The sequence below is a fragment of the Flectobacillus longus genome, from assembly GCF_030056705.1.
Lineage (GTDB): Bacteria > Bacteroidota > Bacteroidia > Cytophagales > Spirosomataceae > Flectobacillus > Flectobacillus longus.
The window spans coordinates 49,311-64,301 of the sequence record NZ_JASHIC010000027.1 but is presented as its reverse complement, the minus strand read 5'-3'; the positions used below and the strand labels follow the sequence as shown (position 1 = coordinate 64,301).

Annotated in this window: 15 protein-coding genes; 7 read left to right on the top strand and 8 right to left on the bottom strand. The window is 38.3% G+C overall.

What is annotated here, in order from left to right:
• Window positions 1-43 precede the first annotated feature (43 nt).
• The gene (locus QM491_RS19495; RefSeq protein WP_283329210.1) at window positions 44-277 is read right to left on the bottom strand and encodes a hypothetical protein; all 234 of its coding nucleotides are present in this window, start codon (window positions 275-277) and stop codon (window positions 44-46) included.
• A 316-nt stretch (window positions 278-593) separates the two neighbouring features.
• On the opposite strand from QM491_RS19495, the gene prfA reads away from it, so the two are divergent.
• Entirely contained in the window at window positions 594-1,664 is a 1,071-nt protein-coding gene (gene prfA, locus QM491_RS19490; protein WP_283329209.1) for a peptide chain release factor 1, read from the top strand.
• Window positions 1,665-2,002: 338 nt separating this feature from the next.
• On the opposite strand, the gene QM491_RS19485 is transcribed toward prfA, so the two are convergent.
• The 7 genes from QM491_RS19485 to QM491_RS19455 all read right to left on the bottom strand — a co-directional run bounded on the left by QM491_RS19485 (window position 2,003) and on the right by QM491_RS19455 (window position 8,490).
• On the bottom strand, window positions 2,003-2,212 hold the full coding sequence (locus QM491_RS19485; protein WP_166552358.1) for a helix-turn-helix domain-containing protein: 210 nt from the start codon (window positions 2,210-2,212) through the stop codon (window positions 2,003-2,005).
• A gap of 241 nt (window positions 2,213-2,453) precedes the next feature.
• A complete protein-coding gene (locus tag QM491_RS19480) occupies window positions 2,454-3,155 on the bottom strand; it encodes a Crp/Fnr family transcriptional regulator (protein ID WP_283329208.1) in 702 nt (233 codons plus the stop codon).
• Entirely contained in the window at window positions 3,148-4,269 is a 1,122-nt protein-coding gene (locus QM491_RS19475; protein WP_283329207.1) for an alkene reductase, read from the bottom strand. Before QM491_RS19475 ends, QM491_RS19480 begins: the two co-directional genes overlap by 8 nt.
• Before the next feature lie 93 nt (window positions 4,270-4,362).
• Window positions 4,363-5,106: a type 1 glutamine amidotransferase domain-containing protein gene (locus QM491_RS19470; protein ID WP_283329206.1), complete on the bottom strand. Its 744-nt coding sequence runs from the start codon at window positions 5,104-5,106 to the stop codon at window positions 4,363-4,365.
• 136 nt (window positions 5,107-5,242) lie between these two features.
• Entirely contained in the window at window positions 5,243-6,346 is a 1,104-nt protein-coding gene (locus QM491_RS19465) for an alkene reductase (protein ID WP_283329205.1), read from the bottom strand.
• 185 nt (window positions 6,347-6,531) lie between these two features.
• Entirely contained in the window at window positions 6,532-7,014 is a 483-nt protein-coding gene (locus tag QM491_RS19460) for a GNAT family N-acetyltransferase (protein ID WP_283329204.1), read from the bottom strand.
• Between the two features lie 447 nt (window positions 7,015-7,461).
• A complete protein-coding gene (locus QM491_RS19455) occupies window positions 7,462-8,490 on the bottom strand; it encodes a sensor histidine kinase (protein WP_283329203.1) in 1,029 nt (342 codons plus the stop codon).
• A gap of 126 nt (window positions 8,491-8,616) precedes the next feature.
• Between QM491_RS19455 and purB the strand changes: the two genes are divergently transcribed.
• From purB to QM491_RS19425, 6 genes are all read left to right on the top strand, one after another.
• Complete coding sequence (purB, locus tag QM491_RS19450; RefSeq protein WP_283329202.1) at window positions 8,617-9,963, top strand: adenylosuccinate lyase; 1,347 nt, start codon at window positions 8,617-8,619, stop codon at window positions 9,961-9,963.
• A gap of 383 nt (window positions 9,964-10,346) precedes the next feature.
• Window positions 10,347-11,753, top strand: coding sequence for an anthranilate synthase component I family protein (locus QM491_RS19445; RefSeq protein ID WP_166552348.1), 1,407 nt, complete (start codon window positions 10,347-10,349; stop codon window positions 11,751-11,753).
• Between the two features lie 36 nt (window positions 11,754-11,789).
• Window positions 11,790-12,356 (top strand): anthranilate synthase component II, encoded by a 567-nt coding sequence (locus QM491_RS19440; protein WP_095166181.1) that lies wholly within the window; start codon window positions 11,790-11,792, stop codon window positions 12,354-12,356.
• 66 nt (window positions 12,357-12,422) lie between these two features.
• Entirely contained in the window at window positions 12,423-13,409 is a 987-nt protein-coding gene (gene trpD / locus QM491_RS19435; protein WP_283329201.1) for an anthranilate phosphoribosyltransferase, read from the top strand.
• Between the two features lie 20 nt (window positions 13,410-13,429).
• Complete coding sequence (gene trpC, locus QM491_RS19430; protein WP_283329200.1) at window positions 13,430-14,221, top strand: indole-3-glycerol phosphate synthase TrpC; 792 nt, start codon at window positions 13,430-13,432, stop codon at window positions 14,219-14,221.
• 102 nt (window positions 14,222-14,323) lie between these two features.
• Window positions 14,324-14,965, top strand: a complete 642-nt coding sequence (locus QM491_RS19425; RefSeq protein ID WP_283329199.1) for a phosphoribosylanthranilate isomerase — start codon at window positions 14,324-14,326, stop codon at window positions 14,963-14,965.
• Window positions 14,966-14,991: the final 26 nt, after the last annotated feature.

Here is a 14,991-nt window from a genome sequence, read left to right as displayed (position 1 = left end):
ACCCAATATCCGAAATCAGACATCCCCAATCCGCAATAGTATTTTACCATCTGCCACGTCTACCACGGTATGAGTAACGAGAATGCCCTCTATCTGGCACAACAATGACAGTTCTTGGAGGCGGTACTACATATCTATATGCTGGGCGACCATAATAAGGTCGGCGATAACCATAATCATACCCACGAACATGGGTCACACACGATGACACTAATGTTGCAAGTCCTATCAATAGAGCCAATAAGAGGCCATATTTTTTGAATTTTAGATTTTCCATAGTTTTAAATATTTGATAGTCAATTAAGAAGTTAGCATCAATTAGACAAATGTATCTTTAGGAGGTTTATTTCAAAATCTTAAAATCAAAAGCAAATAGGTGTAGCTGAAGGAAAAATGTATCTCTAACGAACCAAAATTCAAGAGAATCATCTTTTCTTTTGCAGGTATCTATACATTAGACAATAACCACACATTTTTCCCCTATTTTATGGGAAAGAATTTTGTATCTTTGCACCCTGAAAATGAGAAATCTAAATTGAGTCAGCCTCCTTCTTCCTTGTACTGGCTCATAAAACATATAACATCCACAACCAATGATAGAACAACTAGAAGCCATCCGAGAACGCTTTGAAGAGGTTGCTCAACAAATTACGCAACCAGAAATCGTTTCGGATATGAAGAAATTCAAGACGATTAGTAAAGAATATAAAGACCTCGAAAAGATTGTTAATCAATACAAAGATTATCAAAATGTATTATCGAATATCGAGTCTGCAAAAGAGGTAATTGCTACTGAAAAAGATGAAGAGTTTCGTGATATGGCTAAAGCTGAATTAGAAGAGCTTTTGCCTCAAAAAGACGAAATGGAAAGCTTATTGAAAGAATTATTGATTCCAAGAGATCCTAACGACTCTAAAAACATTATCCTCGAAATTCGTGCTGGTACTGGTGGCGACGAAGCGGGTATTTTTGCGGGAGACCTTTTCCGTATGTACCAACGCTTTTGTGCAAACCAAGGCTGGCAGTTCCAAATCATGGACTTTACCGATGCTTCTTCGGGTGGTTACAAAGAGATTATCATAAGTGTACAAGGCGAAGATGTATATGGTAAAATGAAGTTTGAGTCAGGAGTACACCGTGTACAACGTGTGCCAGCTACCGAATCTCAAGGTCGTATCCATACCTCGGCAGCAACAGTGGCGGTACTTCCAGAAGCAGATGAGGTAGATGTGGTTATCAATATGAATGACATTCGTAAAGATACCTTCTGTTCGTCGGGTGCAGGTGGTCAGTCTGTAAACACCACTTATTCGGCGGTACGTGTAACCCACCTTCCAACGGGTTTGGTAGTACAATGTCAGGATGAGCGTTCTCAAATCAAAAACTTTGAGAAAGCGATGACGGTATTGCGTTCACGTATTTATGAAATTGAATTAGAAAAACAACAGTCGGCTATTGCAGGTAACCGTCGCTCGATGGTAGGATCAGGTGACCGTTCTGACAAAATCCGTACATATAACTATCCGCAAGGTCGTGTAACCGACCACCGTATTGGTTATACAGTTTATAACCTTCCTGTAGTCATGGATGGTGAAATTGGCGATTTTATCGATAACCTTCGTATTGCTGAAAATGCAGAGAAATTGAAAGAAGGAGCTGTTTAAGTATTAATGCAAAATAAAATAGCATTAATACGCTCTAGGCTATAAGCCGTAGGCATTAGGCAAAAAATTATATGCATGATATTGAGAAATACTTTTTGCTTATGGCATATAGCTTCATGCCTATTGCGGGTAAAATTTAATTTTTGTGCTTTAGGCTTTCAGGTATCGGCTTTCGGAGGTGAGCTTTGGTGAAAAGCATGTCTTTGGTTATTAAAAACGCCTTGTGCCTAGGCATTTTAAATCTGATTTTGCACAATTACTTGAATCACCGTTTATATAAAAGCTCATGTCAAGAAATTGGCATGAGCTTTTACTTTTTCACTTATTCGTATTTTTACTTAAGGTCTTTTCTTGGCGATAAAAAACCTACCTACTTCACATTCAAGCACAGTTGATATTCTTCCTAAGTCAGTGACGGACATAGAAACTCTGTCATTTTCAATTTTTGATAAATAGGATTGTGACATGCCGAGTAACTCGGCCAGATGTGATTGTTTGAAACCTTTTTCTTTACGAACTTTTTTAACGATAGAACCTCTAAATTGCATAGAATTAATGTTTGGAGATTAAATTAATTTGTGTAGTAATAACGTATTTGTAAACGTTGCAAAAGTACTCTTTCGTGTAGAAATATTCCTGTAAAGAATAATTGAAATGTTAAAAAGCTTGTAAAAGGTCATTTTAGCATCAAACTTTGCTTAAAACATAAAGCTTAGTTCAAAATAAAAGGAGTACATATTTTACAGCATTAAATAAAAAACTGATAAATAGTACGAGTCAAAGGTCTGGTTATCTATCTTTCCCAAGGCGACTCAAGGTTTCGCGAGAAACGCCTAAATAGGCTGCTATCAAAGTTTTTGAAACCCTTTGGAAAAGTTGTGGATATTGAGTCAAAAGTAAATCGTACTTTTCTTGGGCTGAGTTTTGCAATAATGACAAAATACGTTTTTGAAGCGCTACATAACCAGCATTAGATTTTTTTCTAAAAAAATGCTCCATTGAATGCCACTTGCGACAAATTTCCTCACGTGCTTCGTAGGTAAGCTCCAATACTTCACAGGGCTCTAGAGCTTCTACGCACATAGTGGCACGAGCTTGCGAAGCGTGCGCAGGGAAATCTGAAACCCACCAACTTTCTAAGGCAAATTGTACGATATGCTCACGCCCATGCTCGTCGTGACAAAAGGTTTTGAGACACCCCTTTACCACAAAATATTCTTGTAAAACAGTTTCTCCACCACGAATGAGCAGTTCTTTTCTTTTTACCTGTTTGGGTTTAAAAAAAGTAAAAACCTCTTCGAATGTATCTTCGTCAATCTCAACAATTTCGGCAATATGGTTTCGTAAAAAAGTCTTTGCATCCATAAAACAAAAATACATTGGTATCGACGAATACCAATGTATGGAGGCAAAAGATGTATTATTGAGAGAGTGATAGGAAGTTGAGGGGTTTGGGATAAAATCCGTTCCTCTAAATCTCCAATCACCCATTCACCAACTGCTCTTCCTCATAAGTCTTCCAGTCTATATACCCTTCCAACATCAAGCCATAATGTAGTGCTCGGTTGGGTGGGGTCATTGGCCAATTGTTTTTGAGGCGTTCAACCAAGTCTGGATTGGCGATAAAATCTTCTCCAAAACCACCCAAATCAATCAAATTGGCATCGATAAGTTCTTGTGATTTCTGACGATTCATACCTCCTGCCAAAATAATTACGCCCTTATACCAAGTACGAAAACGCGCCAAGAATCCATCAGGCAAAGCATAACTACCTCTCGATTGTTGGTCCATGATGTGGATAAATGCGATACCACGTTTTGCTAACTCTTCGGCGAGATACTGATAGGTCGTCTCGATTTCATCATAATGCGGTAATTCATGCAAACCTCCATAAGGCGTCAAACGAATAGCCACTTTTGAAGCACCGATTTCGGCAATACAAGCATCTATAGCTTCGAGCAAAAATCTTGAGCGATTAATCATCGTACCACCATATTCATCGGTACGATTGTTAATCATTGGATTTAAGAACTGCTCAATCAAATAGCCATTTGCTCCGTGAAGTTCTACCCCATCAAAACCTGCTTCGATGGCATTTTTGGCAGCTTTTGCAAAATCTTGTACTACTTCTTTTACCTCCTCAGTCGTCAAAGCACGAGGTTTTGAACATTTCACAAAGGTCTCTTTCCCATTTTCATCATATCCCCAAGCAAAAGAATTTTCTGCTTGAATATCCGACGCCCCTACTGGTGCCTGACCATTGGGCTGATTTGATACATGCGACACACGTCCGACATGCCACAACTGGGTAAAGATTTTTGCACCTTTTTGATGTACTGCCGAAGTTACTTTTTTCCAACCTTCAACTTGTTCAGCAGTATAAAGCCCAGGGATATGTAATACTCCCATAGCCGTATTCGAAATGGCTGTTCCTTCGGTAATGATAAGTCCAGCGCCTGATCTTTGCTGATAATAAAGTGCATTATTATCATTTGGAATGCCATCGAAATTGCGCGCACGTGTCATGGGTGCCATCACAATTCTATTTTTCAATGCCAATGTTCCAACCGTAGTTGGTGCGAATAGATTGATTGTTGAGTTCATTTTTTTAAGGGTTTAAGGGAACAGGCACAGAGGCACAAAGTGTAAAATTAATTTGAAGTCAATCCCTCTGTGCCTTTGAACCTGTATACTTTATCACTTATTCTTCAATACCAAAACCACTTCCTCTGCCATTTTCTTTGCAGATTGAGGGTTTTGACCTGTTATTAATTTGCCATCTACTACTACATATTCAGACCATGCTGGAGCAGAGGAATAATGGACACCACGTTTTTTGAGTTCGTCTTCTAAAGAAAATGGTACAACTTTCTCTAGTTTCACGGCAATTTCTTCCTCATTTGAAAAACCTGCTACATTTTTTCCTTCTAGTAAATAGCGATTATTGCCCAAACGAATATTCAATAAGCCTGAAGGACCGTGACAAACAGCACTAACCACACCGCCTTTTTCATAGATTTTACTCGCTATTTTGGCTAATTCCTCATTATTTGGAAAATCCCACATGGTACCGTGTCCTCCTGCATAATGAATGGCTACGTAGTTCGAGGCTTTTACTTGTTTGGGCGTAAGCGTATGATCTAACTTGTTTTTGTAAACAGCATTTTCCCAAAATTCTTTATTTACTTGGTCTGTCAAATCAAATCCATCAACAGGAGGCTGCCCACCTTGTGGACTTACAAAGTCAACTTCATAACCAGCTTTAGTAAATACTTCCCAAGGGTGACTTACTTCACTCAAATAATATCCTGTTTGTTTACCAGTCTTACCCAATTCGGCATGACTTGAAAGCACCATTAAGATTTTTCCTTTTGATTTTGTCTGGGCAATACCCCAGAAGGACAACACGCTCAAAGCGATTGTCAATACAATGTTTTTCATAAAATAAACAATTTGATTGCGGATGGCGGATATTGGATTGCGGAAGAGTAATCTACTTTTTAAGTTATGTTTTGTAAAAAATAAAAGTATTTCCTGCCTTTCCGAAATCCCCAATCCGAAATTGTTAGAGCCTAGCTCATTCACTAAATACGCCATAATCGGTGTATCCAGCAGCACCACCTCCAAAGTATTTGGTGCGGTCGCCTTCGTTAAGAGGCCAGTCATTTTGCAATCTGGCAGGTAAGTCTGGATTAGCAATAAACGGACGACCAAAAGCAATCATATCTGCCCATCCTTCCGCCAAGGCTTTTTCTGCACGCTCCTTACTATACTTTCCTGCGTAAATCATGGTACCTTTAAATGCACGACGAAGTGCATTTTTGAAAGCAATAGGCATATCTGGTGCATTATCCCAATCTGCCTCAGCAATATGGATATATGCTACACCCAAATCTTGTAGCAAAGTTGCCGCCGCCAAATACGTTTCTTCAGGGTTATCATCGACACAGCCTTGCAGTGTAGTCAAGGGCGCTAACCTTGCTCCTACACGCTCTTTACCCACCACTTGACAAAGAACCTCTACAACTTCCTTCAAAAAACGAAGTCGGTTTTCCAAGCTTCCTCCATACTCGTCGGTGCGAGTATTGGCTTGACTGTCGATAAATTGATTGATGAGATACCCGTTGGCTGCATGTAGCTCTACTCCGTCAAAACCAGCATCTAGCGCATTTTGGGCAGCTTTTGCAAAGTCTTGGATAATTGACTTGATTTCAGGAATGGTTAAAGGACGAGGAGCTGAGTGTTGAATCATACCACCAACACCAGCTTCAGGACCTTTATTTTCTGGATCGATAAATACTTTTACCCCTTCAGCTACTAGAGGCGATGAAGATACTGGCGCTTGGCCATCGGGTTGTAAAGAAGTGTGAGATACCCGCCCAACATGCCATAGTTGAGCAAACAGTACTCCGCCATGTTGATGAACGGCGTTTGTGACTTTTTTCCAGCCTGCTACTTGTTCTGGCGTATAAATCCCTGGAGTCCAAGCGTAGCCTTGACCTTGCTTAGATATTTGTGTTCCTTCTGAAATAATTAAGCCTGCAGATGCTCTTTGGCTGTAATACTCGGCCATTAAATCGGTTGCTACGTCACCTTTTGCAGCTCTCGAACGTGTCATAGGTGGCATGACAATACGATTCTTAAGCGAAATATTTCCTAACGAATATGACTTAAATAACATAACCCATGTTGTTTTGATTGATGTTACAAAGTTCATACAAAGTAGGCATTCGAACCTGTGACCTAGGTCACAAGTTTAGGGAAGTTGTGAGGGAACAGGCACTAGGCATCAGTGATGGACCAAATACGAACACATTTTCTCTTATTTCACTCGTTGCCTTTTTGCCAGTTCCCTAACCCCTCCTTCTATATTTCCTTCACATAAAAATGTGTATCTACAGCCATGATTGGGAAGCTTGATGGTAAATCTTGTTTGGGGATATAAGTAAAGCCATTTCTTTCATAAAAACGGATAGCAGCTTGTAAACGCTCTATTGTGCCAAGATAAAGGTGTTGCATTTGTGCCTCTTGCGCTTTTGTAGTAAGCGTATCAAGCAGTTTTTGTGCAATGCCTAATTCTTTTCCTCTAAATTCCTTCTTCACAAACATTTTACGGATAGCACCAATTGGTCCGCCACAGTCAATGAGGGCAATGGAACCTACTACCTCATCGCCTTGAACAGCCACCCAAAAATTACCATTTCCGTGTTGATAAAAATTGGGAATTTCTAACAAATCGGGTTGGTCTTGGATAGTGATTGGCACCTGAAATTCCACTTGTTGAATAGTCAGAATCAAATTTACAATTTGCTCTGTGTCTTGCGATTGAAAAGTTCTAATTTGAATCATGAGATAAGTATAAATGCTGAATTATGAGTTGCGAATTGTGAGTATAAAATAAGATTGAATCATTTAGCTTTCGGTTATCAGCTATGGGCACTCGGTAAAATGTTTCTTTGGTTTCCTAGAAAAGAAAAGATATTAAACCTTTTATAGAGCATAATACATAAAGCACAGTAATACAATTTTACTTAGCACTTCAAAATAAGTAATCACTTACGTAACTATTTACGAAATTAAAAAAATGGATAAATAGTTCAACATTTTTACCTAATTTTTTTGATAAACTTGAATAAAAAAGCGCCGTAGAGGCGAAAGAACATCAACTATCGTGAAGTATTTCGCACCTACGGCGCTATAAAAGAAATATAAGACAATATTTAATAACTTGTATTTTAGGCAAGGGCAAAGGACAACTCATCACTCACAACTCAAAACTCATCACTCAAAGCTCTCTCATTCTTTCGATAACTTAAATGAAAAAGAGGTGCCTTTATCGGGTTTGGATGCTACCGTAATTTTGGTTTTATGTGCATTCAAAATATGCTTCACAATAGCCAACCCTAATCCAGAAGAACCATCTGAGCGACTGCGGGCTTTATCGACACGGTAAAAACGTTCGAAAATTCGGCTTAAGTGCTCTGGAGCAATACCTGGTCCATTATCTTTTACCGAAATACGCCAATCTTTCTTTTCATCTTCAAATAATACCAATACTTTTCCGTCTTCATTTCCGTATTTAATCGCATTTTCAACCAAATTGGTAATCACTTGACCAATACGCTGTGCGTCGGCTTTTACCCAAACTTGACTTTCAGGAGATTTTATTTGAAGGGTCACATTTTTGGTTTCTGCCTTACTTTCTAATTGTTCAAAAACTTCTTTCGTAATTTGTTTGACATCTACACGCTCACGATTCATGCGAATATCCCCTGTTTCCATTTGAGAAAGTGTGAGTAAATCTTTTACCAAAATATCGAGCCCATCCAAACTTTTGGCGGCTTTGGTCAAGAACTTCACTCGTACACGCTCGTCGTCCATAGCTCCATCTAATAGCGTATGAACAAAACCTTGTGCTGCAAAAATGGGCGTTTTAAGTTCGTGCGATACATTGGCCAAAAATTCACGACGATATTTTTCAAGTCTTTTTAACTCATTGACTTCTTGTTCCTTTTTAGAAACATAGACAAACAATTCATCATTCAGCTTTTTAAGCGGATTGGCATTCTTGTAGAGTTTTTTACGAGAGACACCAAAATCCTTCATTTTAAGACGATTAATCGAATCATACATCTTGTTGATTTCTTGAAATACCAAGTAATCGAGTGTAAAATAGATTAGCAATCCTGCGATGATAAATGAAGCGATAAAACAGATAAAGAGAATGTTGGCGTTGGCCTCGGGCAAAAAAGAGAGAAAAGAAGTCGTAAAAATGGCAATTACTATCGAAAGTAGCGTGGCCAACAACTTGGGATTTAATAACATAACTTCAACTTTAAGGAATAATTCATCAAAGTTTGGGCTTTTTTTCGAAACTCTTGGTGTTTGTTGTGTTAAATCTCAGGATATGCAAGCAAAAACTTTGTACCTTTGCACTTTGAAAGCATAATTATGGAACTGAATCAATTATCTGCCATTTCTCCAGTAGATGGACGCTACCGCAAGCAAGTAGAAAGTCTTGCTCCTTATTTCTCAGAATTCGGACTAATCAAGTACCGTGTCCTTATCGAAATCGAGTATTTTATTGCGCTCTGCGAAATTCCATTGCCACAACTCGAAGGTGTCAGCAAAGACCTTTTTGGAGCCTTGCGTGACATTTATCGTAATTTTTCTGAAGAAGATGCTCTTTGGATCAAAGAAACCGAAAAAGTAACTAACCACGATGTAAAGGCGGTTGAATACTTTATCAAACATAAACTAAGCAACTTTGGTATTGAACAATACCTTGAGTTTATCCACTTTGGTTTAACGTCACAAGATGTGAACAATACTGCTATTCCTCTTTCTTTGAAAGATGCGATGGACACTGTAGTTATACCAAAACTTCAAGAGGTTATCGAAAAAATCAAAGCCTTGGGTGAAGAGTGGAAAGATGTAGCTTTGTTGGCACATACTCACGGACAGCCAGCCTCTCCTACTCGCTTAGGCAAAGAGTTTTGGGTATTTGCCGAACGTCTTGAGCGCCAAATGGACTTATTGAAAACGATTCCTTACTCGGCTAAATTTGGTGGTGCAACAGGTAACTTCAATGCTCACAATGTAGCATATCCTGAAACTAGCTGGATTGATTTCGGTAACAACTTCGTAGGTTCTTTGGGTTTGTCTCGTAGCAAATACACTACACAAATCGAGCATTACGATAACTTGGCGGCTTTGATGGACAATCTAAAGCGTCTTAACAATATTGTATTAGACCTTGACCGTGATGTTTGGACATACGTATCAATGGGTTATTTCAAGCAAAAAATCAAGGCAGGTGAAGTGGGTTCGTCGGCGATGCCACACAAAGTAAATCCAATTGATTTTGAAAACTCAGAAGGTAACGTAGGTATTGCAAATGCTTTGTATGAGTTTTTGGCCGCAAAACTACCAGTTTCTCGTTTACAACGCGACCTTACCGACTCTACGGTATTGCGTAATTTGGGCGTGCCAGTAGCACATCAAATTATTGCATTAACAGCATTATTGAGAGGTTTGAACAAATTGGAACTGAACCAAGATGCTATCAACACCGACCTTGAAGATAACTGGGCAGTTGTAGCAGAGGCGATTCAAACGATTTTACGTCGTGAAGGTTATCCACAACCTTATGAGGCATTGAAAGCCTTGACTCGTAAAAACGAAAAAATTACGTCAAAAACGATTGCGAACTTTATAGATTCACTTGAAATTAGTGATAAAGTGAAATATGAATTAAAACGTATTTCTCCATTCAATTACCTTGGAATCTTGGAGTAAGATATTGGTCTTCAGCTATTGGCAATAAGTTTTCAGCAACAAAAGCTGTTTTTCTAAAGTGCTCAAAAGTAAGATTAAAGCTTTTATTCTACCATTTTTGTATTTTTTTGAAAAACTTTTTTTGAAAAACAAAAATTCGAATTAAGTTTGCAAAAAATAAAAAAATTAGATTTTCTAAAAATGACAACAAATTTCAAAAATACAGCATGGTGGTGGCAACTGACGAACCTCGGTTGAGCAGTACCTTATTGTGTTTTCGGAAAAAATATATCATTCGAAAAGACCTACTGTTCAACCAGTAGGTCTTTTTTTGTGTCCAATTGATTTTGCCAAAAGTTAACCATTGATTCTAACAGGTAGAAAACCTACCACACCCTAACATCATGAAATTTACCGTTCAGACCGTTCAGAAAAAGAAGTTAGCCGACACGATTACTCCAGTGGGGGTATTTCTCAAACTCAGAAACAAGTTTAAGAATACCGTAATTCTAGAAAGTGCTGATTATCATGGCAAAGAGCATGGCTATAGCCATATTGCTTGTGATCCAGTGGCGAGTTTTATCATCGACAACGATGTGGTAACTCAAACTTTCCCCGATGGTACCGTCGAAACATTTACCTTAGCTCGTCGCAAAGATGCTGTACAAGCTCTGTTGAATTTTGCTGAAAGATTTGAATGGAACAGACAACCTGATTATGCGCCAATGGCCAACGGGATGTTTGGACATATTTCTTATGATGCCGTAGAATATTTTGAGGATATTGAGATTCAAGAAAAGAACGAGAATACCGAAATTCCACAGATTATCTATTATGTATATCGTTATGTAATTGCGATTAATCACTTCAAAGATGAGCTTTCATTGTATGCCCACGAATACAATGATACAACAGCACCATCTTTAGAGTCGCTCGAAATGTTGCTTGATTTGCCTCACTATGCGACAAAATCATTTACGGTAACTGGCGATGAAATTACAAATGTTACCGACGACGAAATGCGTGAGGTAATCAAAATTTGTATTCAGCACTGTTTGCGTGGAGATGTATTCCAAATTGTGCCTTCACGTCGTTTTAGCCGTACTTTTGAAGGTGACGATTTCCAAGTATATCGTGCATTGCGTTCAATAAATCCATCGCCTTATATGTTCTATTTTGATTATGAAAATTACCGTATTTTCGGAGCATCACCTGAAAAACAAATTCAAATCAAAAATGGACTCGCTGAAATTCACCCAATTGCAGGCACATTCCGTCGTACGGGTGACGACGAAAAAGATGCCGAATTGGCTCGTCAGCTCCACGCCGACCCTAAAGAATCTGCCGAACACGTTATGTTAGTTGACTTAGCACGCAACGACTTATCGCGTAGTTCGGATATTGTTAAAGTTGAAACTTTCAAGGAAGTTCAATTCTTCTCGCATGTAATCCACTTGGTATCTAAGGTCACAGGTCACATGACAGCTGGTACAAACCCATTGCAATTGGTAGCAGATACGTTCCCTGCTGGAACGTTATCAGGCGCACCAAAACACAATGCTATGACCATCATCAATCGCCTCGAAACTACCAACCGTCATATCTACGGTGGGGCTATTGGGTACATGGATTTCCAAGGTAATTTTAACCATGCTATTGCTATTCGTACATTCTTGAGCAAAAACAACACACTTTATTACCAAGCAGGAATGGGTGTAGTGGCAAAATCTGTTATCGAAAGCGAAATGCAGGAAGTACACAACAAATTAGCAGCCTTGCGCAAAGCATTGGAAGTAGCCGAACAAATCTAGTATTCAACTGACTTTTAGGTCAAATCGCATAAAAACATGAAAATCTTAGTACTCGACAATTACGACTCTTTTGTATATAATCTTGTATATATCCTCAAAGATTTAGGAAACGACGTGGACGTTTTCAGAAATGATAAAATTGCTTTAGAAGAAGTAAAAAAATATGATAAAATCCTTCTATCTCCAGGACCAGGTATTCCTGAAGAAGCAGGCATTTTACTAGATGTTATCAAAGAATATGCACCAAGCAAAAGCATTTTTGGCGTTTGCCTTGGTCACCAAGCTATTGGCGAAGCTTTTGGAGCTAAGCTTCTCAACATGGGCGATGTACTACATGGGGTAACTACAAAATGTATCATTACTCAGCCCAATGAAGTACTTTTTCAAGGTGTGCCAAAAGAAGTAGACGTATGTCGCTATCACTCATGGACGGTTGTTCCTGAAACAATGCCTGAAGACTTAATTATTACGGCTGTAGATGAAAAAGGTTTTGTGATGGCCGAAGCTCATACCAAATATGATATTCGTGGGGTGCAATTTCACCCAGAGGCATATCTTACTCAGTTTGGAGTCAAAATGGTTGAAAACTGGGTAAAAAGCTAATTACTTTTTATTTCCCTACAATATTCAAGTGTTTTCAACTTAGCATCTAGAGCAAACATTTCAACTATGAAGTCTTTTTTAAATAAACGTATTGCTGGTAATCAATTAACGCAAGAAGAGGCCTATGCAGCCCTTTCGATTATAGGTAGAGGAGATGCAAATCCTTCTCAAATAGCGGCATTTCTAACAACTTATATGATTCAGGCTATTACGCCTGAAGAATTGGAAGGTTTTAGAGACGCTATGCTTGATTTGGCGGTAACTATCGACCTATCAGCATACGACCCAATGGATTTGTGTGGTACTGGTGGTGATGGTAAAGATACTTTCAATATTTCTACCACAGCTTCATTTATTGTAGCAGGTGCTGGTCAAGCCATTGCCAAACATGGTAATCATGGAGTTTCATCTTCGGTTGGTTCTTCTACAGTATTAGAATACTTAGGTGTAAGATTCTCAAATGATGAAGAATATTTACGTCGTAAAATCGAACAAGCAGGTATTTGTTTCTTACATGCACCGCTATTTCATCCAGCCATGAGATTTGTAGGTCCAATTCGTAAAGAGCTTGGCATGAAAACTTTTTTCAATATGCTTGGTCCTATCTTGAATCCTGCAAAAGTGCAGAAACAAATTACGGGTGTATATAATGAAGAAGTGTTGAAACTGTATGGAGCTATTTTTCAGAAAACAGGAAAAAACTTCGGTGTATTATATGGATTAGACGGTTATGACGAAATCTCATTGACTGGAGACTTTGTTTTAATTACACAAAAAGGAATTGAAACTATTTCTCCAAAACAATTAGGCTTCTCAAAATGTAATCCAGAAGAGTTACATGGTGGACATACTGTTGAAGAGTCTGCTAAAATCTTGACCTCGGTACTAAGCAATGAAGGAACCCAAGCACAAACAGAAGTAGTTTTGGCAAATGCCGCTACTGCATTGTATTGTGCAAGTGACAGCCTCAGTTTAGAGGATGCTGTTGCCAAAGCCAAAGAATCATTAGAAAGTGGAAAAGCTTTTGAATCCTTCAAAAAATTTATTGCTTAATGCCCTAAAACCTTTAAGAAATGACAATTTTAGATAAAATAATAGAAAATAAAGCTCGCGAAGTAGCCGAAAGGAAAGCCCTTGTAGCAATCGAAGAGCTTACTAAGAAAGGATATTTCGCTAAAACTACGAATTCTCTTAAAACCAGCTTATTGAATCCTGCTTCTACTGGAATCATCGCTGAATTTAAAAGAAAATCTCCTTCAAAAGGTATTATCAATGCTGATGTAACAGTTGAGGAAGTAACTACGGGATATGTCCAAGCTGGAGCAGCTTGCTTGTCAGTTTTGACAGATATGGATTTCTTTGGTGGTTCGGACGCAGATATCTTGTCAGCCCGCAAAGCTAATCCTACTATTCCTATTTTACGTAAGGATTTTATCATTGATGAATACCAAATCTTTGAAGCCAAAGCTTTAGGCGCAGATGTCATTTTATTAATTGCAGCCAACCTTACTCCTACTCGTATTTACGAATTAGGGAAAGTCGTAAAAGATTTAGGCATGGAAACCCTCTTGGAGGTTCATGACCAAGAAGAACTTGATCGTAGTCTCTGTGAGTATATCGATGTAGTGGGTGTGAACAACCGTAATCTTAAAAACTTTGCGGAACAAAACGTAAATGCTTCGCTAGAATTGGCAGAAAAGATTCCTAGTCATTGTATCAAAATTTCGGAAAGTTGCATATCACAACCCGAAACCATCAAGCAATTACGTGATGTTGGATACAGAGGTTTTTTAATTGGTGAAACATTTATGAAAACTCCTTCTCCTGCCGAAACCTTAAAAAGCCTAATTGCTCAGATTCAGTAAATTAAATGGCTTTTTCGTCATCCTTTTTCCACAAAAATATCATGTTTTTTCAGTATTTTTGTTTTTTAAGAACGTCAAAATCCTAACAACTATCGTCAAGATATGAGACTAAAAATATGTGGAATGCGTGATGCCGAAAACATCCGTGAAGTATTAGCCTTACAACCTGACTACATGGGTTTTATTTTTTATCATCAATCAAGCCGATTTGTCGGAACTGAGCTAGATGAAGATTTACTAAAATCCTTTCCTAAGTCAACCAAAAAAGTAGGTGTTTTTGTCAATGCTTCGCAAGCCTATATTTTGGATACAGTCAAAAAATACAGTTTGGATTATGTTCAGCTACACGGAGAAGAACTTCCAGATTTTTGTAAAAATTTAAAGTTTAAAGGTGTTAACATCATCAAAGCTTTTTCGGTAGATAGTACTTTTAATTTTGCTAAACTACATAATTACAAACCTCATTGTGATTTCTTCTTGTTTGATACCAAAGTAGGTGAACAAGTTGGCGGTACAGGACAGGCGTTCGATTGGTCTTTATTGAGTCGTTATGATAACGAAAAACCATTTTTCTTGGCAGGTGGTGTAGGTTTGGCAAATGCTGCTCAAACCCTAGATTTAAAACAGTTACGAATTCATGCAATCGACGTGAACAGTAAGTTTGAACTTGAACCTGGGCTAAAGGATATTGATAAACTAAGTGAATTAATCAAAATCTTAAAACCAGAAGAAGTTGAAATGTAAAAGAGGTGACAAAGCCAAAGACAATC

What these genes read in the sequence shown, in the direction of transcription:
- QM491_RS19495 (WP_283329210.1), bottom strand. Translation starts at nt 277, where the DNA reads ATGGAAAATCTAAAATTCAAAAAATATGGCCTCTTATTGGCTCTATTG.
- prfA (WP_283329209.1), top strand. Translation starts at nt 594, where the DNA reads ATGATAGAACAACTAGAAGCCATCCGAGAACGCTTTGAAGAGGTTGCT.
- QM491_RS19485 (WP_166552358.1), bottom strand. Translation starts at nt 2,212, where the DNA reads ATGCAATTTAGAGGTTCTATCGTTAAAAAAGTTCGTAAAGAAAAAGGT.
- QM491_RS19480 (WP_283329208.1), bottom strand. Translation starts at nt 3,155, where the DNA reads ATGGGTGATTGGAGATTTAGAGGAACGGATTTTATCCCAAACCCCTCA.
- QM491_RS19475 (WP_283329207.1), bottom strand. Translation starts at nt 4,269, where the DNA reads ATGAACTCAACAATCAATCTATTCGCACCAACTACGGTTGGAACATTG.
- QM491_RS19470 (WP_283329206.1), bottom strand. Translation starts at nt 5,106, where the DNA reads ATGAAAAACATTGTATTGACAATCGCTTTGAGCGTGTTGTCCTTCTGG.
- QM491_RS19465 (WP_283329205.1), bottom strand. Translation starts at nt 6,346, where the DNA reads ATGTTATTTAAGTCATATTCGTTAGGAAATATTTCGCTTAAGAATCGT.
- QM491_RS19460 (WP_283329204.1), bottom strand. Translation starts at nt 7,014, where the DNA reads ATGATTCAAATTAGAACTTTTCAATCGCAAGACACAGAGCAAATTGTA.
- QM491_RS19455 (WP_283329203.1), bottom strand. Translation starts at nt 8,490, where the DNA reads ATGTTATTAAATCCCAAGTTGTTGGCCACGCTACTTTCGATAGTAATT.
- purB (WP_283329202.1), top strand. Translation starts at nt 8,617, where the DNA reads ATGGAACTGAATCAATTATCTGCCATTTCTCCAGTAGATGGACGCTAC.
- QM491_RS19445 (WP_166552348.1), top strand. Translation starts at nt 10,347, where the DNA reads ATGAAATTTACCGTTCAGACCGTTCAGAAAAAGAAGTTAGCCGACACG.
- QM491_RS19440 (WP_095166181.1), top strand. Translation starts at nt 11,790, where the DNA reads ATGAAAATCTTAGTACTCGACAATTACGACTCTTTTGTATATAATCTT.
- trpD (WP_283329201.1), top strand. Translation starts at nt 12,423, where the DNA reads ATGAAGTCTTTTTTAAATAAACGTATTGCTGGTAATCAATTAACGCAA.
- trpC (WP_283329200.1), top strand. Translation starts at nt 13,430, where the DNA reads ATGACAATTTTAGATAAAATAATAGAAAATAAAGCTCGCGAAGTAGCC.
- QM491_RS19425 (WP_283329199.1), top strand. Translation starts at nt 14,324, where the DNA reads ATGAGACTAAAAATATGTGGAATGCGTGATGCCGAAAACATCCGTGAA.